Annotated in this window: 23 protein-coding genes; 5 read left to right on the top strand and 18 right to left on the bottom strand. The window is 49.2% G+C overall.

From position 1 onward, the window contains the following. Positions 1-111: 111 nt before the first annotated feature. From ACXN9U_RS12445 to ACXN9U_RS12455, 3 genes are all read right to left on the bottom strand, one after another. Entirely contained in the window at positions 112-2,196 is a 2,085-nt protein-coding gene (locus ACXN9U_RS12445) for a BglG family transcription antiterminator (RefSeq protein ID WP_060963582.1), read from the bottom strand. Positions 2,197-2,497: 301 nt separating this feature from the next. Beyond that, on the bottom strand, positions 2,498-3,400 hold the full coding sequence (locus ACXN9U_RS12450) for an aldo/keto reductase (RefSeq protein ID WP_489201714.1): 903 nt from the start codon (positions 3,398-3,400) through the stop codon (positions 2,498-2,500). A 114-nt stretch (positions 3,401-3,514) separates the two neighbouring features. Beyond that, positions 3,515-5,518, bottom strand: a complete 2,004-nt coding sequence (locus ACXN9U_RS12455; protein WP_045926230.1) for a penicillin-binding transpeptidase domain-containing protein — start codon at positions 5,516-5,518, stop codon at positions 3,515-3,517. Between the two features lie 155 nt (positions 5,519-5,673). On the opposite strand from ACXN9U_RS12455, the gene ACXN9U_RS12460 reads away from it, so the two are divergent. After that, a complete protein-coding gene (locus tag ACXN9U_RS12460; protein WP_060963584.1) occupies positions 5,674-5,994 on the top strand; it encodes an antibiotic biosynthesis monooxygenase family protein in 321 nt (106 codons plus the stop codon). On the opposite strand, the gene ACXN9U_RS12465 is transcribed toward ACXN9U_RS12460, so the two are convergent. The 9 genes from ACXN9U_RS12465 to ACXN9U_RS12505 form a co-directional block, all read right to left on the bottom strand. Then, positions 5,965-6,180 carry a YczI family protein gene (locus tag ACXN9U_RS12465; protein ID WP_406795068.1) on the bottom strand — a complete coding sequence of 72 codons (216 nt, stop codon included), beginning with the start codon at positions 6,178-6,180 and terminating at the stop codon, positions 5,965-5,967. The genes ACXN9U_RS12460 and ACXN9U_RS12465 overlap by 30 nt on opposite strands. Before the next feature lie 196 nt (positions 6,181-6,376). Then, positions 6,377-7,018: a GDSL-type esterase/lipase family protein gene (locus tag ACXN9U_RS12470; protein WP_060963585.1), complete on the bottom strand. Its 642-nt coding sequence runs from the start codon at positions 7,016-7,018 to the stop codon at positions 6,377-6,379. A 64-nt stretch (positions 7,019-7,082) separates the two neighbouring features. Continuing rightward, positions 7,083-7,832 (bottom strand): IclR family transcriptional regulator, encoded by a 750-nt coding sequence (locus ACXN9U_RS12475; protein WP_060963586.1) that lies wholly within the window; start codon positions 7,830-7,832, stop codon positions 7,083-7,085. Between the two features lie 18 nt (positions 7,833-7,850). Continuing rightward, complete coding sequence (locus ACXN9U_RS12480) at positions 7,851-8,858, bottom strand: 5-oxoprolinase subunit C family protein (RefSeq protein ID WP_489202496.1); 1,008 nt, start codon at positions 8,856-8,858, stop codon at positions 7,851-7,853. A gap of 2 nt (positions 8,859-8,860) precedes the next feature. Continuing rightward, the gene (pxpB, locus tag ACXN9U_RS12485) at positions 8,861-9,592 is read right to left on the bottom strand and encodes a 5-oxoprolinase subunit PxpB (RefSeq protein ID WP_489201715.1); all 732 of its coding nucleotides are present in this window, start codon (positions 9,590-9,592) and stop codon (positions 8,861-8,863) included. A gap of 29 nt (positions 9,593-9,621) precedes the next feature. Beyond that, positions 9,622-10,416, bottom strand: a complete 795-nt coding sequence (locus ACXN9U_RS12490; protein ID WP_489201716.1) for a putative hydro-lyase — start codon at positions 10,414-10,416, stop codon at positions 9,622-9,624. Positions 10,417-10,420: 4 nt separating this feature from the next. Beyond that, the gene (locus ACXN9U_RS12495) at positions 10,421-11,635 is read right to left on the bottom strand and encodes an NRAMP family divalent metal transporter (RefSeq protein ID WP_060963590.1); all 1,215 of its coding nucleotides are present in this window, start codon (positions 11,633-11,635) and stop codon (positions 10,421-10,423) included. A 22-nt stretch (positions 11,636-11,657) separates the two neighbouring features. Beyond that, complete coding sequence (locus ACXN9U_RS12500; RefSeq protein ID WP_489201717.1) at positions 11,658-12,422, bottom strand: 5-oxoprolinase subunit PxpA; 765 nt, start codon at positions 12,420-12,422, stop codon at positions 11,658-11,660. Positions 12,423-12,622: 200 nt separating this feature from the next. Beyond that, on the bottom strand, positions 12,623-13,372 hold the full coding sequence (locus tag ACXN9U_RS12505) for a Cof-type HAD-IIB family hydrolase (RefSeq protein ID WP_489201718.1): 750 nt from the start codon (positions 13,370-13,372) through the stop codon (positions 12,623-12,625). Between the two features lie 127 nt (positions 13,373-13,499). On the opposite strand from ACXN9U_RS12505, the gene ACXN9U_RS12510 reads away from it, so the two are divergent. Then, the gene (locus tag ACXN9U_RS12510) at positions 13,500-13,664 is read left to right on the top strand and encodes a hypothetical protein (RefSeq protein WP_003156294.1); all 165 of its coding nucleotides are present in this window, start codon (positions 13,500-13,502) and stop codon (positions 13,662-13,664) included. Positions 13,665-13,702: 38 nt separating this feature from the next. Here ACXN9U_RS12510 and ACXN9U_RS12515 read toward each other — a convergent pair whose 3' ends face one another. The 5 genes from ACXN9U_RS12515 to ACXN9U_RS12535 form a co-directional block, all read right to left on the bottom strand. Next, a complete protein-coding gene (locus ACXN9U_RS12515) occupies positions 13,703-14,098 on the bottom strand; it encodes a 3-hydroxyacyl-ACP dehydratase FabZ family protein (RefSeq protein WP_016937238.1) in 396 nt (131 codons plus the stop codon). 70 nt (positions 14,099-14,168) lie between these two features. Next, positions 14,169-15,290, bottom strand: a complete 1,122-nt coding sequence (locus tag ACXN9U_RS12520; protein ID WP_489201719.1) for a mannitol-1-phosphate 5-dehydrogenase — start codon at positions 15,288-15,290, stop codon at positions 14,169-14,171. A 1-nt stretch (position 15,291) separates the two neighbouring features. Further along, on the bottom strand, positions 15,292-15,723 hold the full coding sequence (locus ACXN9U_RS12525) for a PTS mannitol transporter subunit IIA (RefSeq protein WP_012116817.1): 432 nt from the start codon (positions 15,721-15,723) through the stop codon (positions 15,292-15,294). 25 nt (positions 15,724-15,748) lie between these two features. Beyond that, the gene (locus ACXN9U_RS12530; protein ID WP_489201720.1) at positions 15,749-17,182 is read right to left on the bottom strand and encodes a PTS mannitol transporter subunit IIBC; all 1,434 of its coding nucleotides are present in this window, start codon (positions 17,180-17,182) and stop codon (positions 15,749-15,751) included. A 182-nt stretch (positions 17,183-17,364) separates the two neighbouring features. Further along, complete coding sequence (locus tag ACXN9U_RS12535) at positions 17,365-17,706, bottom strand: hypothetical protein (RefSeq protein ID WP_489201721.1); 342 nt, start codon at positions 17,704-17,706, stop codon at positions 17,365-17,367. 176 nt (positions 17,707-17,882) lie between these two features. Here ACXN9U_RS12535 and ACXN9U_RS12540 point away from each other — a divergent pair, with 176 nt between their 5' ends. From ACXN9U_RS12540 to ACXN9U_RS12550, 3 genes are read left to right on the top strand one after another with little or no spacing between them, the layout of a single operon-like run. Continuing rightward, positions 17,883-18,455 (top strand): DeoR family transcriptional regulator, encoded by a 573-nt coding sequence (locus tag ACXN9U_RS12540; RefSeq protein ID WP_047476249.1) that lies wholly within the window; start codon positions 17,883-17,885, stop codon positions 18,453-18,455. Positions 18,456-18,487: 32 nt separating this feature from the next. After that, positions 18,488-20,113, top strand: a complete 1,626-nt coding sequence (locus ACXN9U_RS12545; RefSeq protein ID WP_489201722.1) for a copper resistance CopC/CopD family protein — start codon at positions 18,488-18,490, stop codon at positions 20,111-20,113. Between the two features lie 12 nt (positions 20,114-20,125). After that, complete coding sequence (locus tag ACXN9U_RS12550) at positions 20,126-20,737, top strand: YcnI family copper-binding membrane protein (protein ID WP_045926241.1); 612 nt, start codon at positions 20,126-20,128, stop codon at positions 20,735-20,737. 45 nt (positions 20,738-20,782) lie between these two features. Here ACXN9U_RS12550 and gdh read toward each other — a convergent pair whose 3' ends face one another. Next, positions 20,783-21,568, bottom strand: coding sequence for a glucose 1-dehydrogenase (gdh, locus tag ACXN9U_RS12555; protein ID WP_060963598.1), 786 nt, complete (start codon positions 21,566-21,568; stop codon positions 20,783-20,785). Between the last annotated feature and the right edge of the window lie 20 nt (positions 21,569-21,588).

Consider the following 21,588-nt stretch of genomic DNA (forward strand, 5'->3'; position numbering starts at 1 on the left):
ACTATTCCATTCGTGAATGATACAATAGTCCCTTGTTTTAGTTTCTTCCCTTCCCATTACCCTCATACATGCAGAAAAAAACACACCCCATATGAGGGGTGCACCATCTGTTCAGCGCTGTCCTTTTTCCTGAATGAAATGATAAAACAGCCTGTTTAAACGTTTGTATAAATCGGCCTGATCCTCAGTCTGGAAGGCTTTTATACTGGCTTCGGATTCAATGATGGCCGAGCTGACCGCACTTAATATTTCCGATCCTTCAGCGGGCATATCAGCCGGCGCCATCATCACTAAAGCGCGGCCGACGGTCAGGGAATTTCCGTCCATGCCTTTGACACTGCATGGAACTGTCAAATCATAAATTTTGAAAAAAGGCGTGACAATTTCTTCATTTTTGAGATGGTACAACGCCATTGCCGTTCCCGGAATGCCGAGCCCGCCCTGTTCTTCACGCTCTGCAAGGCGCTGTGCGGTTTTTTGGGCATTATGAACCAATCCTTCTTCCTCCAGCATGGCAAACATACGGTTCAAAAACAGCTCATACGCCGTGTTTGAATCAATGGATTTGATCGAAAAGTTCCCCAGCACGCTTTGGATAACCGCCGCATAATGCGCCAGACGCCCGGCCGCTTCCAGCATATCAGGCGTCTCCGGCTGGTTCTCCTCTCTTCTGCCGTTTCTTTTCTTGTCAAGAATCAGCGGAATCTTTCTTTTGATGTACTGCTTGACCTGATCGGCGTCTTCTTCATTTAAAAGCGGACTGACCATGACATAATCAATGTTTTCATACGGGATCGGCACGGTGGATACGATCATGTCGTACGCGGCGGTATCACGGTCCTTCAGTTCAATAAGGGAAGACATATCAAAGGAACGGATTTCCGGGAGCTCTTTTTTCAGTCTGGATGCGAGCATTTTGGACGACCCAATGCCGCTTGAACAGACGATCAGCGCCTTGATTTTCGCTTCTTCCCGTTTGATTTCCAGGGCGGAGCCGAAGTGCAGAACGATGAAAGCGATCTCATCATCAGGAAAATGAAGCCCCGGAAAGAATTTTTCCATTCCTTCTTCTACGGCCATATACAGCAGGAAGTAGTCGCGTTTAATTTGCTGAGTCATCGGGTTGTACATGTCGATACTCTCTTTTACCCGGTTGATCGCAGGTTCGAGATGGGCGATTAAACCGTCGTATAAAGAGCCGTTTTCCGTCAGATCCATTTTAATTTTTTCTGAAATGAAGCCGATCAGCTGCTTTGTTTGCAAAGCCGTTTCAACTTCAATGTTCTCGGGCTTGAATTCGGTTTTGTATTGGCGGTTGGCGCTCCGTAAATGGATGGTGATGTAGCCGATCTCAGCCTCCGGTATCGAAACGCCGAAGGCTTTTTCAAGCTCTTTTGCCATTTCGAGCGCGGAGCCGTATTCCTTCGTCTGCTGCAGCGCTTTTCGTTCAGAAGCCTCCATCGTGATGGTTTCTCCGAGTCTGATCCGCTCCATCGCAAAGGTTAAATGAACCGCCAGCGCCATATAGGAGCTGTCAGATAAGGCGATCGAAATTTTTTCCTTGAGCTGGATCAAGAGCCGGTCCATTTTCAAAAGTTCCGCTTTATTTACGACGCCGAACATTTTATCATCAGCGTCGGGTTTTCCTTTAATATTCAATTCAACCGCTTCCAAAAAGCTTTGAATATCAAGGCGGTTGACCATGAGGTTGCCGACGATTTTCCGTTTCGCATTTTCCGGTCCCGTCAGCTGAATGCCGAAGCCTCTTTTTCGGATCAGCGTCAAGCCGAAGGGCGCAATCCAAGTCTCCAGTTCATCAAGATCATAACTGATCGTCGCGTTTGTCACTTGGAGTTCGTTCGCCAGACTGTAGAGCTTGATCGGATCTTGAGACTCTAATAGTGAACATAGGATTAAAAGTTTCCGCTCCTCAGCGCTGTACTCATGCTGTTCAAAGGACAGGTCTGACAGGAGCTTCTGTTTATCCTCCGGGTTTCCCACCGCTTTCAGTCCTTTGCCGGGCTGTTTATCAAGTGCCAGACCGAATGATTCCATCAGCGGTTTGATTGTTTTTAACTCGCGGTGAACGGTTCTCGTGCTGACTTGTAAAGCTTCCGCCAGTTCATGCACTGTTTCGTACCGGTTCTGCAGTAAAAGATGTTTCATTAATTTTTGTTCTCTCGCTGTCATATACATGAAACGCGCCTCCAGATTTTCTAGTTGTGAGGGATGCGGCACATGGGGGGTGCTTCCGGGGAAAGTGTTGTAACTAAAAATATAAAACGCTTTCAATGATTATTCAACCATTTTCTAATGGCAATTTGGCACTGGTCCGTGTGACAGTATTGAATAAGAAAAATGTGTCAGATAATATGCCATGATGCTTGGTTCCTTTCATCTGAACGGCTATACTTCAAAGTGACCTTACTTGTTTTTAGACATTGCACACCACATAAACAAATGCCCGGGAAGATACCTTCCCGGGCGTTTGTTTTGTTTATGGAATATCATAACCTTGGACACTTGTATAAACCCGAAACCATTGATCATGGCTGAGTGTGTAAGCTGATGCACGCACCGCGGCGGAAATGCGGCTCTGTTTTCCGCTGCCGACAATCGGCATGATGTCGGCCGGATGGGTGAACAGCCATGCGTACATGACTTCGCCCATGGACGCGGCGCCGATTTCTTCCTGTACGGAACGAAGCGCGGCGCGGATCCGGACGTCCTTATCTGATTGGCCTGTAAAAACGCTTCCGCCCGCAAGCGGTGACCACGCCATCGGCGGGATGCGTTTTTCCTGACAGAAATCCAGCGTGCTGTCGTGAATATTTTCCAGCTCGTAAGCAGAAATTTCAATTTGGTTCGTGATGAGCGGATCATCCAAATAGGATTCGAGCATTCTGTACTGGTGCGCTTTAAAGTTTGACACTCCAAAATATCTGACCTTGCCCGAGCTTTTCAGCGCATGAAACGCTTCAGCCACAGCTTCCGGGTCCATAAGCGGGTCCGGTCTGTGAATGAGCAGCACATCGAGATAATCCGTATTCAGATTCAAGAGCGACTGCTCAGCCGACGCTAAGATGTGAGATTTCGACGTATTATAATGGTGCATCTTGTTGCCGGGCCGTTCCGGTGACTCAATGACGATCCCGCATTTTGTGACGATTTCGATTTGCTCCCTTATTGAAGGTGAAAGGGACAAAGCACCGCCGAACAGCTTTTCACATGTATAACTGCCGTATATATCGGCATGGTCGAAGGTGGTAATGCCTTGGCTGATACACCATTCAATCAGATCCAGCAGCTCTGTGTCCGAATAATTCCATTCGTTCAGACGCCAAAGCCCGTGTATCACTCTTGAAAATTCCAGGTCTTCAGCCAATTGAATACGCTGCATGTGAAATCCCCCTTTTTCTTAGTGAGCCCTTGTATCGCTGTTTTCAGGAATTGCCCATGCTGTTTCATTCTGCTTCGGCGGCTGATTTTCCTTTCAGCCCGCAAAAATCGTCATTTAATGATTCTGAAACTGCTTTTTCGCTTTTTCAACGACGTAATGGCTTCCGCCGCGTTTTTTGACGTCTTGAATCATCATCGCGATCAAGAGGTCTTTCTTTTTATAATCGTAGCCGACAAACCAGCCGTTTTCTTTGCCGTCTTTATCTTCTTTTGACGTTTTCAGCTCGGCTGTGCCGGTTTTTCCGGCTACGGTAATGCCGCTTACGGCCGGCTGATATGCAGAGCCGCGCGGATCTTCCACGACGCCTCTCAGCCCTTTTGTGATTTCTTCGGCATTGGCTTTGGACACTACTTGCTTATGCCAGATTTGCGGTGTTTTTTCTCCGTCTTTGATTAATGTCGGTTTGACGAGATTTCCGTCTGTTACAAATGCGGTATAATCAGCCGCTAAGTGCAGCGGAGACATCAGCATCTGTCCTTGGCCGTAGCCCGTATCTCCGAGAAGAATCTCGGAATCAAGCTTGCCATTTGCGATTGACGACTTTTCAATCGGGAATTGGTACGGAATGTCTTCGTCAAAGCCAAATGTTTTTAATCCTTTTGTAAACGCGTCCGCTCCGGCGTCTATGGCATTTTGCGCAAAGTAGATGTTGTCCGATGTAATCAGCGCGTTTTCGAGATCCACTTCATTCAGGCGCTCTGATACGCGTGTGACATGGTAACCGCCCCAGCTTGAATCTTTCTGCCACTCTTTTCCGGTGATTTTTTTCTTTTCTGACGCTTTCAATGTGCCGTTTGTCAGGCCGACTGCCGCGGCAATCGGTTTAATCGTTGATCCCGGTGCATACAGCTTGTTGAATTTCGCTGAAAACGGATTGTCTTTATTTTCATTCAGCTTTTTCCATTCTTTGCCGCTCCAGCCGAAAATAAAGCCGTTCGGATCATAAGACGGTGCGCTGACAAGCGCGAGGGTCTCTCCCGTTTGCGGTTCAAGAGCGACTGCCGCTCCGCTGTCATCTTTCATGGAATCATACAGCTTCGTCTGCGTTTTCATATCAATCGTTACATGAATATCCTGCCCGTTTTCGGCTTTCTTTTCAGCAATGACCTCTCCCGTTTGCGGGACGTAAATTTTCCAGCCGGTCGTGCCGCGAAGCTTGTCTTCGTATACATTTTCAAGGCCGGCGGTTCCGATTTTGGAGGTGTCGCTGTATTGGCCTTCTTTCGCTTTTTTCAGCTGCTCCGCAGTGATTGTTTTAATATATCCGGTCAGATGGGCCGCTTTTTCCCCGTACGGATAGTAGCGGGAGCTGACTTTCGTTTTCGTCACGCCGTCTAATGCGAGCAGGCTTTTGACCTTGCTTTCATCATCCGGTCTGATTTTTTGAATCGGAACATAGGAGTCGTCTTTTACCCAGCCCTGATTCAGTTTGCTTTTGATATCGTCTTCAGAAAGGTCCAGTTTTTCAGACAGTTTTTTGATCACGCTGTCTTTATCCTTGCCGAGTTTTCCAGGGATAATGCCGATTTCCGGCACCTCCGTATTCACGGCGAGGCCTTTGCCGTCTTTGTCGTAGATTTGCCCGCGCTTCGGTTCTTCATTTGCGATCTGCACGGTTTTGTCATCGGAAAGCTGTTTGAAAATAAAAGAAGGATTCCAGTCGATGTTCCATGATTCTCCATCGTCTGTTTTTTCTTTTTTCAGGACGGCCGTGTTGTCAAAGGCGACCTTTCCTGCTTTTGTATCCATGCTGACTTTATAATCGATGTGCTGAAGGTCATCTTTTTTCTTATCGTCTTCGTCCTGTTTTTCGGCAGTGACTTTCAGATTTTTGACCCCTGCTTGTTCATAAATGGTTTCATATCGTTTTACAAAATCCTTTTTGGATAGTTTTTTCTTTTCATCCTGGGTGAGGCTTTGGTACATTTTATCGTAATGACCGCCATTCCAGTCTTTTACGAAATCTTTCATTCTGTCTTCAGCTGACTCCGATTTCGAGCAGCCGATTAAACCTATGATTCCTGCGAGTAAAAGTAATAGGTATAATCCTTTTTTCACTGTCTATTCCCCTGCCTTCCAATTGTTATTTTCTCCTAAACCAAATGAGGCTTGCAAGGATTTTTTACTTATAGTGTTTTAAATTTTTATGTTTTTCAGCTATTTTTGTCCATATTTTTATACAATGTATCTATTAATAAAAGGGGGAGTTCCGAATGATCAGAGAAGCAGCCATGCTGCATGTAAAAGAAGGTCTTGAAGGAGAATTCGAAGCGGCATTTCGCCGGGCGGAGCCGATTATAGCGGGTATGAAAGGTTATCTGTCCCATTCCTTGTCCAAATGTATGGAGGAAACGCATAAATATTTGCTGCTGGTGGAATGGGAAACATTAGAGGATCATACAATAGGCTTTCGCGGATCGCCGAAATATCAGGAATGGAAAGCCTTACTGCACCGTTTTTATTCACCTTTTCCCGTTGTGGAGCATTTTCAGGATCTATCAAACTCAGATTACGTGAAGCGTAAAACCGATTAAAGAGATCGACCATACAAAAACGGCGGTATATATATTGAATTTCCCGGAGCCGTCGTTTTCTTTCCGTTTTTCTTCCAGCCCCTGAATGAACATGACCGCACCGAGAAACACGAGCATAATCGGCTGTATGACAGATGTATGTTCTGCATACGTAAATGCGGCAGCAGCAAGTATAATAATCAGCATCGCGAGTGACAGTTTTAAAACGCGCAGCAAAAAAATCCATCCTTTCTGTTATCATTTTTTGAACACAATTCTATTTCTGTCTTTATCCCCCATTATTCTAGCGTACTTTTTGCGCGGATAGAACGAAAGTCGGACAATTTTAAGTTTGTTTTAAGGAGAACGAAAAGCGCGCTCCCGATGAAAAGGAGCGCGCGGTTTATGAGCGGGCGAGGCTTCCGTATCCGAGCCCCCTGAGAACGCATGCCATGACTTCATATCCTCTGCCGTTGGGGTGTACGCGGTCATGAGAGAGATATTCGTTCAGCTTTCCTTTGAAAGCGCTGTGGACATCGGCAATTTTGACGTGCGGCGCCGATGCGAGTGTGCTGAGGTGCGCATTATAAGAAGATATCCATTTCTCTGCAATGGAAATACCCGGGAAAGGGTTGTATAAATTGAAGACGCGGATCTCATAAGGAGACGGGTGCAGCCCTTTTAAGGCTGTGATCTTGGCTATCATCTTTTCAAAGTTCTCGTGACAGTGACTGGACACACTGGTGAACACCGAAGCGTCAGATGTTTGCTGATATTCCCGAACCGAATCGATCAAATCGTTGCCGCAGCCTGTAATGGTAATCATATCAGCAGCCTGAATCCGCCTCTGAATGTACGGCCAGGACATAAGCCCGAGAATTTCTCCCGTCTCAAGGCCTGATTTGGCAAAGATGGATACGTCGGTTCTTGTCTGTAAATCTTCTGCCATCATACGTCCGAACCGCTGAACAAAACCGGCGGAAAACGGGCCGGATCCCCTTCCCGTCGTCAAAGAATCCCCAAGCGCCGTATAAACAAGTCCCATTTTCTTTCCTCCACTCGTTACTATCGATATTGTAATGTACGCGAGTGAAGAAAAATTGGCTCGGTCAATAACCCAATTTCTCAGAAATATGCTGAGCGGCGTTTTTGACTTTTTCGGTTAAGTACGGCAGTCTGTCCTCTGAAAACCTGGCTTCAAAGCCGGCGATGCTGATTCCCGCAGCCACCTTACCTTCGTGATTGAAAATCGGCGCCCCGATCGCCGCCGTGTAATCCTCTAATTCCGAATAGCTGATCGTATATCCTGATTGTAATGACGTTTCAATGGATTGAAGCAGTTCAGCCGGATTCGTCATCGTGCCTGAAGCGATTGCGGCAAGCTTTGTTTTCTGAATGTATGTGTCAATCTCCTCTCGCGGCAGAAACGATAAAATGCTTCTGGCGCACGCTCCCGCATACAGCGGCGACCGGCGGCCGATTGCAGTATACAGCCGTACGGTTTGCGTTCCCTCAATTTTTTCGACGTAAATGGCTTCATCGCCGTCCCTCATAATCAGCTGAACGGCCTCATCCACTTCACCGCACAGCTTTTCCATCACCGGCTTGGCTATTTTCCTGATGTCCAGACGGTCAGAGACGAGCTGGCCGAATTGTAAAAAGATCAGACCAAGCTGATAACGGCCGTCCGCTGTCCGGGTGAGAAATCCCATTTCCTCCAGTGAACTTGCCATCCGGTGAACTGAGGTCTTCGGCATTTCCGATAGAGAAACCAGCTCATTTAAGCTCAGGCTCGGTTCGGTCAGGAATAAATGAAGCAGCTCCATTGATTTGATGACGGTTTTGTTTTTGTTTTCCATGACCTTTCATCCCCTTTGTCAGATCAGCCATTCCATTTTGAGTCTTGCTTTCAGCTCCTTCAGCTGCTGTTCCTTCTCCAACAGCAGCATTTCCGCCTCCTCCAGCGAAACAGCAGCGAACGTGATATGTTCCCCCGGCATCGTTTGGGCGGCAAGAGGAAGATCGGCGGATATGATATGCGCCATTCGCGGGTAGCCCCCCGTCGTCTGTCTGTCAGCCAGCAGTATAATCGGATTGCCGTCCGGCGGCACCTGCACCGTCCCAAATGTCACAGCCTCAGATACCATTTCAAGCGGCTCCCGCAATTCAAGCGGGGCGCCCTTCAGGCGGTAGCCCATTCGGTCGGATTGCGGCGTAACCGTATACGATTCTTGGTAAAAACGCCATTTTGCTTCTTCTGTAAACGCATGAAATTGAGCGCCTTCAAGCACGCGAATGACCGGATTTCTTTTCAGCGGCAAAAATCCTCTGCTGCTGACTGACCAATCCGGCGCTGAGAAACCATGCTGCCCGGGCGATTCGCTCAGACGGGCGGCGATCAGTTCCGAGCACTGCGTCATACCGCCGAGCGGCAGTTCATCATCTTTTTGCAGCGCTCTTCCGCAAAAGCCGCCGATCCCCGCTCTGACATACGTGCTTTTGCTTTCCATGACGGCGGGCACGTCAAATCCCCCCGCGACGGCGAGATAAGCGCGGCTCCCCATTTTGCACGGCCCAAATGAGACGACGCTTGTTTCCTTTATCAAAATCGGTTTCCACAGAGGAGCCGGCTCTCCATTAATATGAAAGGCGAAATCGGCCCCCGTGACGGCAATGACCGCCGGTTCTGAAAACTCAAAGGAAGGCCCGGGCCCCATGAGCGTAATTTCCAGACCCGCCTCTGTTTCTTTATTTCCGGCAAGAAGATTGGCGATGCGCAGAGAAATTGTATCCATTGCGCCGCTGCCCAGTACGCCGTATTTCTGATACCCTGTTCGGCCCGTATCCTGAATCGTCGTCAGAAGACCGGGCTTCACCACTTTCATGCTCATTCGGCTCCCTCCTTGATGCGGCTGTATTCTTCCGCTGAGATCCGGACGAATTTCACAGTATCGCCCGCTCTCAACAGGCTTGGCGGTTGTTCTTCAGGCCTGAAAAGCCGAAGCGGAGTGCTGCCGATCAGCTGCCAGCCGCCGGGGGTGGATATCGGATACACACCGGTCTGCATCCCTGCGATTCCTACTGAACCAGCCGGGATCGACGGCCTTGGCGACGCCTTTCTCGGCGCTCTGATCCGCTCAGACATTCCTCCTAAAAACGGAAATCCCGGCGCAAACCCGAGCATATAAACGAGATACTCGCCTTCGGTATGAATGCGGATGACGTCTTCCGGCGTCAGATCGTTCATCTCAGCAACGTCTTCTAAATCAGGACCGAAATCACCGCCGTAGCAAACGGGGATTTCCATCACCCGGCGCTCTTCCTGCCGGGCGGCCTTTATATGGCTGAGGCGTTCTGTCACTTCTTTCTTGACCAAAGCAAAAGGAGAGACGCCTTTTTTTATTTGTGAGACGGCATACACATCATAAAAGATCGTCAAGCTTGTGAATGCCGGAATACATTCAACGAAGCCCGGAAACGGCCGTTCTTCAATACAGGCGGCCGCCGCATGCACCCGGCTGTTGACTTCTTCGCTGATGTGCCCGCCAAAGCGGATGATAACGGCGGAATCACCGTGCGGCTGTATATCAAGCGCTGTATTGCCGCTATACTGCTTCATTGTCATCACCTCGTTGTTTTCTTTCTCACTTACAGAACAGCAAGCGATTCGTTCCGTATATCAGTGATCAGCATGTGCCCCGGTGAATGGGTTATCACGATATCGGGCTTTGTTTCCATGATCACCGCCTGCGGTGTAACGCCGCACGCCCAGAATACGGGAACTTCGCCTTCTTGCACCGTTACGGCATCTCCGAAGTCCGGCTGATTCAGATCGCTGATGCCGATGCTTTTCGGATTCCCGATGCGGACGGGGGCGCCGTGCACAGCAGGAAAACGCGACGTGACTTGTGCCGCGCGGACTGCCAGTCTTTCCGGAATCGGCCTCATGCTGACGACCATCTTTCCTGAAAACGGGCCCGCCGGAACACAGTCAATATTTGTTTTATACATGGGAACGTTCACGCCTTCATCAATATGCCTGATTGGAATGTGCTGATTGATAAGGGCTTGCTCGAATGAAAAACTGCAGCCTATCAAAAAGCCGACAAAATCATCCTTCCAATATGGCGTGAGATCCGTTACCTCTTCAGTAAGCACGCCATGCCGATAGATTCTGTATTTCGGAAAGTCCGTCCGGATATCAGCTCCCGGCGCAGCTATTGCCGGAACGGGTGAACCCGCATCCGTCACGTCAAGCACCGGACAAGGCTTTTGATTGCGCTGGCAGAATAAGAGAAAATCAAAGGCAAGATCCTTTTGCAAAACGACGAGATTGGCTTGTGCGTAAGAAGCGGCCAACCCCGCCGTCGGTCCGGTCATCCGCCCTTTTCTGATAAGCTGCCTGACTTCTTCGGGGCTCATGTCACTCATATGTTTTTTCATGCCATCAGCCCCATAGCTGCGGCATTTGCGAAAATAATGTATAGATGCCCATAACCGCCATGACAACGACTACGATTGCCCCCGCGATCGTCAGCCAGATCGGATGCTTGTAGTCGCCGACGACTTTTTTCTTATAAGCACCCAACAAAATCATCGCTAATGCAAGCGGCAGAATTAAGCCGTTAAGCGAACCGACCGCGACCAGAATTTTGGCAGGCTGGCCGATCGTGACAAAAATGAGAGTGGATACGATGATAAAAGCGATAATGACGCCGTTCGAATGCTTTTCGATTTTTGCCGAGAACGATTTGAAGAAAGACACTGACGTATATGCGGCGCCGATGACAGACGTAATAGCCGCAGACCACATGATGACACCGAAAATTTTATAGCCGACATTTCCCGCCGCAAGCTTGAACACAGAAGCCGCGGGATTATCAGGATCAATGCGCAGGCCCTTTGAGACGACGCCGAGCACGGCGAGAAAGAGGGCAATCCGCATAACAGATGTAATCAATACGCCTGTGACGGAGCTTTTCGTGACCTGAGGAATGACTTCCTTCCCTTGAATGCCTGAATCAAGCAAACGGTGGCCGCCGGCAAATGTAATGTATCCGCCGACCGTGCCGCCGACAAGCGTCACGATCGCCAGCACACTGATATGATCAGGCATAAAAGTTTTCACAACGGCGTGTCCGACCGGCGGAGCCGTCGTTACGGCAACATACACCGTCAATACGATCATGACAATTCCGGCGATCTGCATAAAACGGTCCATGACTTTTCCGGCTTCCTTTATGACGAAAATCAGAACCGCAATTGCAGCGCTGATTAAAGCGCCGATCTCCGGTTTGATTCCGAATAATACTTGAAGGCCGAGACCCGCGCCGCCGATGTTTCCGATATTAAATGCAAGTCCGCCGAGCACCACCAGAAAAGCAATGGCATAACCGGCGCCCGGAAGCACCATATTTGCAATCTCTTGGCCGCGCTTTCCGGAAACTGCGATAATCCGCCATACATTGGTTTGCGCGAAAATGTCCAAAATAATAGAGATTAAAATGATAAAGCCGAAGCTTGCGGCCAATGTATTGGTAAACGTGGCCGTTTGCGTCAGAAAGCCGGGCCCGATTGATGATGTCGCCATCAGAAATGTCGCGCCTAAAAGCAGCGACCATTTGCCGGAAGCCTTTCCGGCTGTTTTTTTCTTTTGCTCCATGCTGTCTTCCTCCCTCTGCTGCTCAGTCTTTTGAAAGCGCACTGATTTGAATGTCAGCCGCTTTTAATTCGTTTTTGATTGTTTTGGCGAATGTCAGCGCGTGGGCGCCGTCTCCGTGAATGCAGACGGTGTCCGCTTTCAGGCTTACAGCTTGTCCCTTACGTGATGTCACCGTGTTGTCTTTCACCATTTGAATCACTTGCCCGACCGCTTTTTTGTCATCCTGAATCAGCGCATCCGGCTGTGAACGCGGCGTCAGCGTGCCGTCTTCCTGATAAGTGCGGTCTGCAAACACTTCGCTTGCCGTCTGCAGTCCGATTCGATCTCCCGCTTTAATCAGCTCGCTTCCGGATAGCCCGAAAAGAATGAGTCCGGGATCAAAATGAAAGACCGCCTGAGCGATGGCCTCTGACAGGCCGCGGTTGACGGCGGCCATATTATATAAAGCGCCATGCGGCTTTACATGCTGCATCGCGACACCTTCTGCTTTTAAAAAACCTGACAGTGCGCCGATTTGGTACAGTGTCAGATCATAGGCTTCCGCGGGCGTAATCGCGATCTGCCGCCGCCCGAATCCCTGAAGATCGAACAGCCCGGGATGAGCGCCGATTTTCACGCCCTTTTCCGCCGCAAGCGCAACCGTTTTGCGCATCACGCTGGGATCACCCGCATGAAAGCCGCAGGCGATGTTTGCAGATGTCACATAATCCAAAATCTCTTCATCCATCCCGATCTTATATGCACCGAAGCTTTCTCCTAAATCACAATTGATGTCAATCTGAAACATAAGCTCCCTCCTGTATTGTAAACGTTTTATTTTAATATCATTCCGCTATTCGGAATGACTATTCCGAATTGTTGGATTTCACTCAATTATATCAATTCTGACACGTTTGAACATCCCTTTGTCAGAAAACCTACCATGGACCTAGTCACAAATGTGACAAACAAAAAAGAGAGCCTCATCCAGAGACTCTCTTTTTTCTATTATAATGCCCAGTGGCGGATCGCTTTGGCGACTCCGTTTTCTGTGTTGACATCAGTCACCCAGTCAGCGGTTTCTTTTACGATATCCTGCGCATTTCCCATGGCGACGCCGACACCCGCTTTTTCAATCATCGCAATGTCATTCAGACTGTCACCCATAGCCATCACATTTTCCATCGTAAAGCCGAGTTTTTCCGATACCTTCGCCAGCGCCGCTGCTTTATTGATGCCGAGGGCATTGACTTCGATATTGATCGGGCTTGAGTTTGTGACTTCGAGCTCCTTGTTTTCTTTCAGCTCTTTCAGCACCTCATTCCGCACATCGTCATCCTCGATTTCAAATCCGAACTTGAGCCACTGATGATCCGTAATGGTTTCCGGGAATTCCCCTCTCCACACTTTATCGACGGTAGAGGCCCAGAAATTCGTATTGTGCTTATTTCTCAGATCCCATAATTTTTGAATATGATCGGTATGAAGAAGCTTGCGCTCAACCAGCTCAAAGTTGGAATCCCAGATTTCGCTGCCGTTTGCCGTAATTAAAAAGGATGACAGCTCGAGAGACTCAGCCAGTTCGCGGCATGTCATCAGCGTGCGTCCGGTGCTGATGACGACGTGAATTCCTTTCGCCTCCGCTTCCTTGATCGCCCGCCGGTTTTCCTCCGGGATGAGCTGCTCGTCATTGAGCAGGGTTCCGTCCATATCAATCGCGATCAGTTTAATATCTGCGTCTTCTCTTTGTATCGGCATATATGTACCTCACTTTTTATATTGTAGTCGTCTCTATTTTAATACATATGACCCACAGGAACAAAAAACCGCTCCTGACGTTTCGCGGGGAGCACGTTGAGGAAAAGAAATATTGAGGTGATGGAGGATGAAAGAAAGAAAACAGAAAAACAAACCGAATGAAAATCCTGAACATCATGATTTAACCGATCCGATTCCGCTGGAAGAGCTGAAGGAAAACGCCAATGATGAAAAACACAAACACGACCAAAGAGACAATTCACAGAGTGAAAGAGATTATGATACAAAATAACAGGCTTGTCCGAAAGCCGCCGCTGGAGGCGGCTTTTTTTACGATGGTGCGATAAATATGCTGATCTCAGCTTCCGCTACCGGATTCCCGGCAACGGACGCTTTCGCTCGGCCGAACACAAACCCGCGCCTCGTTCGCGTGACTTCAAACAGCAGATCCAGACGGTCTCCCGGCAAAGCGGCACCTAATCTTTCCGCTTTCTTCACCGCGGATAAAAGACCGAGGCTGTCACCGCCGGTAATTCCCGCACAAGCCGCTGTTTGGGCCATCGCTTCAATGACGAGTGAAAACGGCATCTCTCTTTGTGATTCGGTTATAAACCAGTCATTTTCACTGATGTTTTTGTAAGCAGCCGCCCATTTTCCGGCTTCGCTGTTTGTCGTGCCGTCAATCAAAAGAAACGGAAAACGGTGGGGTAAGAGCTTTTGAGTCATCATACAGCCTCCCTTCCCCCACATTATAACAGAAGAAAAAAAAGCCGCGTCCTCCGACGCGGATCCATTCTTATTGATTGAGTTTTTTGAGCACGATGCCGTGCAGCGGCTCATGCGGCTGAATACCGCAAATGTCTTGCAGAACACCGCTCGTTCCTTTTTCCGCGATAAGCTTCTGCAGCTCAACCGCTTCCGGATCATCCTGATAGTCAAAGCGCAGGGCGGCGGCGATGCCTTCCGCCAGCGCGTTCGGTTCTTTTATTTTTTTGGCCGGTCCTACTAATCTATCATTCGCTCCGAGTTTTCTGAGCGGTGATCTGGCGACTCTTGTCACATCATCCGTGATGTATTCATTTTCAAAACGGCCGATGATTTTCTTCATGTACTGCTCGTGTTCAGCTTGCTTAAAGCCGTACGCTTTCACCAAGTACTCGCCCGTTTCTGAAAGTGCATCGTACACGACACGCCGGATTTCAGGATGGCCGATGGCCTCTTTGACGGTTTTTAATCCGCGCTGATAGCCGACGTACGCCGTCACGGCATGCCCGGTATTGACGGTAAACAGCTTTCTCTCGATGAAAGGCGTAAGATCATCCGTAAATATCGCACCTTTAAGTGCCGGCTGACCGCCGGCAAAGCCGGTTCTGTCTATGACCCATTCAAAAAACGGCTCTACGGATACTTTCAGCGGGTCTTCATGGTGCTGAATCGGCACGATCCGGTCCACCGCAGAATCAGGGAAGCCGACCGTCCGGTTCACGAGTTCCCGCTCCGCTTCCGTCAAATGTCCGAAAACTTCTTTTTTCAGAAAACGGCTGCCGCCGATCATATTTTCACAGGCAATGATATTGAGAGGCTCAGAGGACGTTCTGCGCTTCAGCCCTTCCGCGATCGACGGGGCGATGAGCCTGAGAACGTTCGGGCCCACCGCCGTCGTAATGATCGCCGCGTCATTGATCAGCCTGTACAGCTCTTGTTCTTGCGCCGCGCTGTTGATGGCTGAAACGGGGCCGATGATTTCTGTCTGCCGGCCGCCGTCGGCAAGCTCCACGGTATATTCCTTCTTATCATTGAGAAGGCCGACCATCGTTTCATTCACGTCTGCAAAAACAACCTCATAGCCGGAATGATGGAGCAAAGCGCCGATAAAGCCCCGCCCGATGTTTCCCGCTCCGAAATGAAGGGCAATCATGTCAGTTCACCTCGCTGAAAATCGCTGCCAGTTCTTCTTCCGTCTTTGCACTGATCAGCCGCTCGATGTTTTCTTCCTCTGAGCAGATGATGGCGATGTTTGACAGAATGTCTAAGTGTTCATTGTTTTTTCCGGCGATACCGAAAACGACCTTTGCCGTATTGCCTTCACCGTATTCCACCCCGTCCGGAATCTGGATGACGGAAATGCCTGAATGAAGCACCTCATCCTTCGCATCTTCCGTGCCGTGCGGGATCGCGATGAAATTCCCCATGAAAGTCGATGATGTTTCTTCACGTTCGAACATTTTTTCCACGTAGCCGTTCTTCACGTAGCCGTTATCAATCAATGTCTGTCCCGCGAGGCGGATGGCATCCTCTTTTGAGTTCACCGTCTGGTTCAGTTTGATGTTCGCTTTAGCCAATACTTCCATGATGAAGATCCCTCTTTCTGTTTGATTAGTTTTTAAGCTTTTCAATCAGTTCATCGTATTTCGGGCTGTTCAAGAAATTATCAACCGAAATGTGCACCGCCTGCGGCAGCTTCGTTTTCGCGCGGTCAGTCAGGTCCTTATGCGTAATGACGATATCCGCGTCATTCGGAAGATTATTGATCGACGTATTTGTCACATCAATATCCAGGTCTGCTTTTTTCACTTTGTTTCTTAAAATGGAGGCGCCCATTGCGCTCGATCCCATACCTGCATCACACGCGAAGATAATGCGGCTGACTTGGTCAGCGGAAATATCGGCGGCGCTGTTTTCCGGCTCTTCCTCTTTGTCCGCCAATGCGGCCGCCGCTTCGCTTTTCCTGCCTTTCATTTCCTGCATTTTTTCCGCAGCGGCTGTCAGATCTTCTTCGCCCGCTTTAGACGATTTCAGAATAAGCGCCGAGACGATAAACGATACGGCTGCGGCAACGATGACGCCCGCCAGCACGCCGAGATAGCTTCCCTTCGGTGTCAGTGCCAAAATGGCGATGATGCTGCCCGGAGATGATGCCGCGACAAGACCCGCGTTAAAAATTGAGAATGTAAGCAGCCCGCTCGCTCCCCCGGCGATCGCCGCGAGGATCAGCATCGGTTTCATTAAAATGTAAGGGAAATAGATTTCATGAATCCCCCCGAAGAAATGAATGATCGCCGCTCCCGGAGCCGTCGATCTTGAAGAACCTTTCCCAAAGAACATGTATGCGAGTAAAATACCGAGTCCAGGCCCGGGGTTCGCTTCCACTAAGAACAGAATGGATTTGCCCGCTTTGGCGGCCTGCTCGATTCCGATCGGACTTAAAATGCCGTGGTTGATCGCGTTATTCAGGAACAGGACTTTCGCCGGTTCCACGAAAACGCTTGCAATCGGCAGCAAATTCGCGTGGACAATGACTTCCACACCCTCCGCCAGCAATTTGTTAAGAGACAGGACGACCGGGCCGATCGCATAAAACGCGATAATCGTCAGCACCGCGCCGATAATTCCCGCCGTGAAGTTGTTGATCAGCATTTCAAAACCCTGTCTGACTTTATCTTTAAATACACGGTCTAATTGTTTAATGAGATAACCGCCCAAAGGGCCCATAATCATTGCCCCTAAGAACATCGGAATGTCCGCTCCGACAATGACTCCGATGGCGGCGGTCGCTCCGACGACTCCCCCGCGGTGATCGTAAATCATTTTTCCGCCCGTATATGCGATTAAAAGCGGCAGAAGATACGTAATCATCGGGCTTACCAATGTATTCAGCTGCGGATTCGGAAACCATCCCGCAGGAATAAACAGCGCGGTGATAATTCCCCATGCGATAAATGCACCGATATTCGGCATGATCATACCGCTTAAATAACTGCCGAACCGCTGTATCTTTACTTTCATGCCAGCTTGCTGTTCTTGCTGCATATCATTTCCCTCCCTGTTTGCCTGCCTTAAGATGAAAATAAATAAGACACGGGGTTTTCTTTCGCCCCTGTGCCTTCATCATAAAACGCTTACAATCCTCATTCAATGAAAAGTAAAGAGGAGTTTGGCACAGAGACTGTGACAAATCCTTAACTAAAAAAAGACACCTCATCAAAGGTGTCTTACCGCTTCCTGTATATAATGTGTCCTTTTGTAACGACGAGTTTGGCAATGATCCGCTCACTGACAATAAACACCGGATACGCACATACGAGCGCAAAAATGGCGGCCGGCACATACCGCGCGGCCGGAAACATCGGCATGACGGCGGTTCTGGCCATCTGCACAAGATAAATCAAAAGCACGGTTATCGCAATGGCGACAGCCATAATCGGAGCTGATACTTTATATTCACGCAATTTCACATGGCAATGTCCGCACTGAAACTGGCACGGGATCATGGATGATCTGACCATGTCGCCTGTAACCGGCTTGCCGCAGTTCGGGCAGGTCGTTTCTTTCATGTTTATTCCTCCATTCAACTCTTCTATTATAACAGAGTCTGTCTCCGCGTTTTACATTTGTGATTGTTCAACATATTTTCACACATTTTATCATCAGGCTCTTGTGCATATTTGTGAAAACATCTACTCTTAAAGGGAGGTTCATCACTCATTCGCATAAAAAGGAGGATGCAGAATTGCTTCCGATTAACAGACAGCAAACCTTGCTTGAATGGCTGAAAGAGGAGGGCGCGCTGAAAATCTCTGACATAAGCGAGAGATTCGGCGTCTCCGAGATGACCGTGTACAGAGACGTCAATCAGCTGGCGGATGCAAACCGGATTATCCGGACACCCGGCGGCATTACGCTCCCGCCCGCTTCAGAAAAAAGCGCCAATCAATGCGGCTATTGCCTGCGGCCGATTCAGCATTCATATTCTGTCCAGCTCATTACTGTTTCACAAGCCGTTGAGCAGATGTGCTGCATTCATTGCGCGATTTTGCGGTATGAGGATAAAAAGGAAGAAGTGTCTCATGTCATTTGTAAGGATTTTCTTCTCCAGACAACGCTGACGGCCGCTTCTGCTTACTTTTTAGTCCATGCCGATATTGACCTTCACTGCTGCCGGCCTCAGGCGATTCCCTTCTCAACGCGTGATTACGCAGAACGGTTTCAAAAAGGATTCGGCGGGGTCATTTGCACCTTTGACGAGGCGGCGGACATCATCTTACACGACAGGCAGAAGGGATGCACCTGCAGCAAGACATAACAACAACCAACCGGAAGGCGGTGTCACAAGCCATGAGACAGAACAAACGCTGGCTCATCTTTTTGCTGTTCCTTGTTTTGATTCCGAAAACAAGTTTCGCCCACGCCTACATCACAAACTCAAACCCGGGTGAGAACAGCGAATTAAAACAAGCGCCGAAGCAGATTGAAATTGAGTTTAATGAACAGATTGAAGAAGGCTTCCACTCCATTAAGGTCTATAATTCATCCGGCGAACGGGTCGATGCCGGCAAAACGGTGATTCAAAAAAGTGATGCCCGCATCATGACCGCGGCATTGAAAAAAAATCTGCCGCATGATATTTACAGAGCGGAATGGAACGCGGTGTCGGCCGACGGTCACCCGGTATCCGGCGTCATCCCTTTCAGTATCGGGAAAGCCGGCGGTGAACTTCAGGAGCAAACATCATCGCAAGCGGCGCTTCATCCCGAAGCGGCCATCGACCGCGGTATTTTGTATACCGCTCTCTCCCTGTTTATCGGCACGGCGTTTTTTCATCTGTTTTGGTACAGAAAAAATGATTCATCAAAAGCAAAACGAACTGTAAAGCTGCTCGTGATTTCCTTATGTTTAACGGGGCTTGCGCTTGTCTGCCAGCTCCCGATCCAGACGAAAGAAAACGCGGGCGGCGCTTGGAGCGCCGCGTTTCAGCCGGACTATGTAAAAGAAACGCTTCTGAAAACGGCAGGCGGGTGCGTCTGGATGATCCAGATCAGCTTATTTATCCTGCTTGCCCTGTCCATGATCCCGCTGCTGAAGAAGAAAGCTTTCCGGTCATTTGCGTACTGGACGGCGCCGCTGCTGTTCTTTTTCGCTTCGCTTTTGGCAAAAGCATTCGCCGGACATGCGGCGGTTATTGACGAAAAAGCGGTCGGCATCGCGATGGATTTTCTCCATTTATCAGCCGCGTCTGTATGGACCGGCGGTATAGCCGTGCTTGTGCTCCTTCTTTCATCAGAGTGGAGAAACACAGATAAAACCGCCGCCTGGGAAACGGTCAGACGCTTTTCTCCTTGGGCGTTCGCCTCTGTCGGCGTGCTTTTATTTTCAGGTGTGCTGAACGGATTTTTCATTATCCGTTCGTTTGATTCACTCTTTCACACCGCTTACGGCAAGACGCTCCTTTTGAAAATCGGGCTGTTTGTCATCATGCTTGCGCTCGGCGCCATTCACGTATGGATGACGAAGTTCCGCAGAAAAAGGAGCATCAGCGCAACGATAAAGGCCGAATGGGCAATCGGCATTGCGGTGTTATTTACAACCGCTGTCTTCACAAGCCTGCCCAGCCCGCCGCCGCCCGCGCCATTGCCTTTTAACGGCTCAGAAATGATCGGAAACGGGGAAACCCTGTCCTTGCATATTACGCCGAACCAGCCGGGTAAAAATGAATTTCAAGTCATTGTCACTGATCATAACGGCGGCTTGGTGAAAGACATTCAGCAATTTACGGTGACTGTTTATCAGACGGGCTTCAGCGGCAAACAGCATGAAAGCACCTTTGATTTGAAAAAGACGAAGGAAGGCACATTCGAAGCCGCCAACCTGTCCATCACCGAAAAGGGAAACTGGAAGATCAAAGTCCACGGACTGACAAGCGATTTCAATGAAATCAACCAAGTATTCTCAACGACAAACTAAGGAGTGTATCTCATGTTGAAAAAAAAGGCTTTCGTATTCATATTTGCCGTGACCCTGTCACTCACCGGTTTTACGGCTGCAGCAAGCGCCCACGTCTCCGTCAAACCCGCGGAATCCGCGGCGGGTTCTTGGGAAACGTACACAATGAAAGTGCCTGTGGAAAAAAATGAGCCGACAACGAAAGTCGTGCTGAAAATGCCCGCGGGCGTTGAATTCCAGCAGTATCAGCCGATTCCGGGCTGGAAAACGTCCGTAGCAAAGCATGATGACAAGGCGGTCTCCGTCACTTGGGAAGCAAAGGACGGCGGCATTCAGCCCGGCCAATTCCAGCAGTTCACATTCGTTGCGAAAAACCCTGAAAAGACCGCGGATGCCGCTTGGGACGCCTACCAATATTACAAAGACGGCAGCATTGTAGAATGGACGGGTGATGAGAACGCCGACACGCCTCACTCGATTACGAAAATCACAAAAGCGGCGAACGTGACGGATGCTCACGGAGCTGAACAGTCAAATGAAGAAAGCAAATCCGGCGTATCTGCGCTTGATATTGCGGCCATCGTCCTGTCAGCTGCGGCGATTATCCTTTCGATCGCGGCGCTTGTAAAGAAAAAACGCGCGTAAGCAAAAAGCGATCCGGCTCTAAAGAGCCTGAGATCGCTTTTTTTCTTATCCGCGGCCTGCCTGGAATGACGGATATTTGGTCATTCCGCCGTCAGCAAACAGTGTAATGCCGGTCACGTAGCTTGATTCCTTTGAAGCGAGCCAGACGGCGACGGCCGCGATTTCTTCCGGCTCACCGATATATCCCATCGGAATCATGCTTTCGACATCTTTTTTCTGGACGGGATCCGCGAATTTTTCCGCATTGATCGGCGTATTGATCGCGCCCGGTCCGATATTGTTAACACGGATGCGCTTCGGCGCGTACTCAAGCGCCAGCGTTTCCGTCATCAATTTAATGCCGCCTTTACTTGCCGCGTAGTGGACAAACAGCGGCCACGGAATCATTTCGTGTACGCTCGACATGTTAATGACGTTTCCTTGAATATCATTTTCCACGTAATATTTAATGGCTTCGCGGCTCCCCAGAAAAGCGCCGGTCAGATTGGTATTGATGACTTTGTTCCAGTCTTTTAACGGCATTTCATGCGACTGAACCGGATTTTCCATGCCGGCGTTATTGATCATGATATCCAATGTGCCGAATTCTTTCACCGCGGTCTGGACGATGTTTTTCACATCTTCTTCTTTTGTGACGTCACCTTGAATGATGACTGCTTCACCGCCCGCTTTTTGAACCCCTTCTTTTACGGTTTGGGCCTCTTTTTCATTACTGTAGTAGTTTATGACGACTTTCGCCTGCTCCTGTCCGAAGCGGAGCGCCATCGCTTTTCCTAATCCTGATGATGCTCCCGTAATGGCTACGACTTTTCCTTTTAAATCCGTGTACATGTTCAAACCTCCTGCATGTT

This window comes from Bacillus sp. BACIII, from assembly GCF_057836745.1.

Coding starts and splice junctions, on each gene's coding strand:
- ACXN9U_RS12445 (WP_060963582.1), bottom strand. CDS start 2,196: ATGTATATGACAGCGAGAGAACAAAAATTAATGAAACATCTTTTACTG.
- ACXN9U_RS12450 (WP_489201714.1), bottom strand. CDS start 3,400: ATGCAGCGTATTCAATTGGCTGAAGACCTGGAATTTTCAAGAGTGATA.
- ACXN9U_RS12460 (WP_060963584.1), top strand. CDS start 5,674: ATGATCAGAGAAGCAGCCATGCTGCATGTAAAAGAAGGTCTTGAAGGA.
- ACXN9U_RS12465 (WP_406795068.1), bottom strand. CDS start 6,180: ATGCTGATTATTATACTTGCTGCTGCCGCATTTACGTATGCAGAACAT.
- ACXN9U_RS12470 (WP_060963585.1), bottom strand. CDS start 7,018: ATGGGACTTGTTTATACGGCGCTTGGGGATTCTTTGACGACGGGAAGG.
- ACXN9U_RS12475 (WP_060963586.1), bottom strand. CDS start 7,832: ATGGAAAACAAAAACAAAACCGTCATCAAATCAATGGAGCTGCTTCAT.
- ACXN9U_RS12480 (WP_489202496.1), bottom strand. CDS start 8,858: ATGAAAGTGGTGAAGCCCGGTCTTCTGACGACGATTCAGGATACGGGC.
- pxpB (WP_489201715.1), bottom strand. CDS start 9,592: ATGAAGCAGTATAGCGGCAATACAGCGCTTGATATACAGCCGCACGGT.
- ACXN9U_RS12490 (WP_489201716.1), bottom strand. CDS start 10,416: ATGAAAAAACATATGAGTGACATGAGCCCCGAAGAAGTCAGGCAGCTT.
- ACXN9U_RS12495 (WP_060963590.1), bottom strand. CDS start 11,635: ATGGAGCAAAAGAAAAAAACAGCCGGAAAGGCTTCCGGCAAATGGTCG.
- ACXN9U_RS12500 (WP_489201717.1), bottom strand. CDS start 12,422: ATGTTTCAGATTGACATCAATTGTGATTTAGGAGAAAGCTTCGGTGCA.
- ACXN9U_RS12505 (WP_489201718.1), bottom strand. CDS start 13,372: ATGCCGATACAAAGAGAAGACGCAGATATTAAACTGATCGCGATTGAT.
- ACXN9U_RS12510 (WP_003156294.1), top strand. CDS start 13,500: ATGAAAGAAAGAAAACAGAAAAACAAACCGAATGAAAATCCTGAACAT.
- ACXN9U_RS12515 (WP_016937238.1), bottom strand. CDS start 14,098: ATGACTCAAAAGCTCTTACCCCACCGTTTTCCGTTTCTTTTGATTGAC.
- ACXN9U_RS12520 (WP_489201719.1), bottom strand. CDS start 15,290: ATGATTGCCCTTCATTTCGGAGCGGGAAACATCGGGCGGGGCTTTATC.
- ACXN9U_RS12525 (WP_012116817.1), bottom strand. CDS start 15,723: ATGGAAGTATTGGCTAAAGCGAACATCAAACTGAACCAGACGGTGAAC.
- ACXN9U_RS12530 (WP_489201720.1), bottom strand. CDS start 17,182: ATGCAGCAAGAACAGCAAGCTGGCATGAAAGTAAAGATACAGCGGTTC.
- ACXN9U_RS12535 (WP_489201721.1), bottom strand. CDS start 17,706: ATGAAAGAAACGACCTGCCCGAACTGCGGCAAGCCGGTTACAGGCGAC.
- ACXN9U_RS12545 (WP_489201722.1), top strand. CDS start 18,488: ATGAGACAGAACAAACGCTGGCTCATCTTTTTGCTGTTCCTTGTTTTG.
- ACXN9U_RS12550 (WP_045926241.1), top strand. CDS start 20,126: ATGTTGAAAAAAAAGGCTTTCGTATTCATATTTGCCGTGACCCTGTCA.
- gdh (WP_060963598.1), bottom strand. CDS start 21,568: ATGTACACGGATTTAAAAGGAAAAGTCGTAGCCATTACGGGAGCATCA.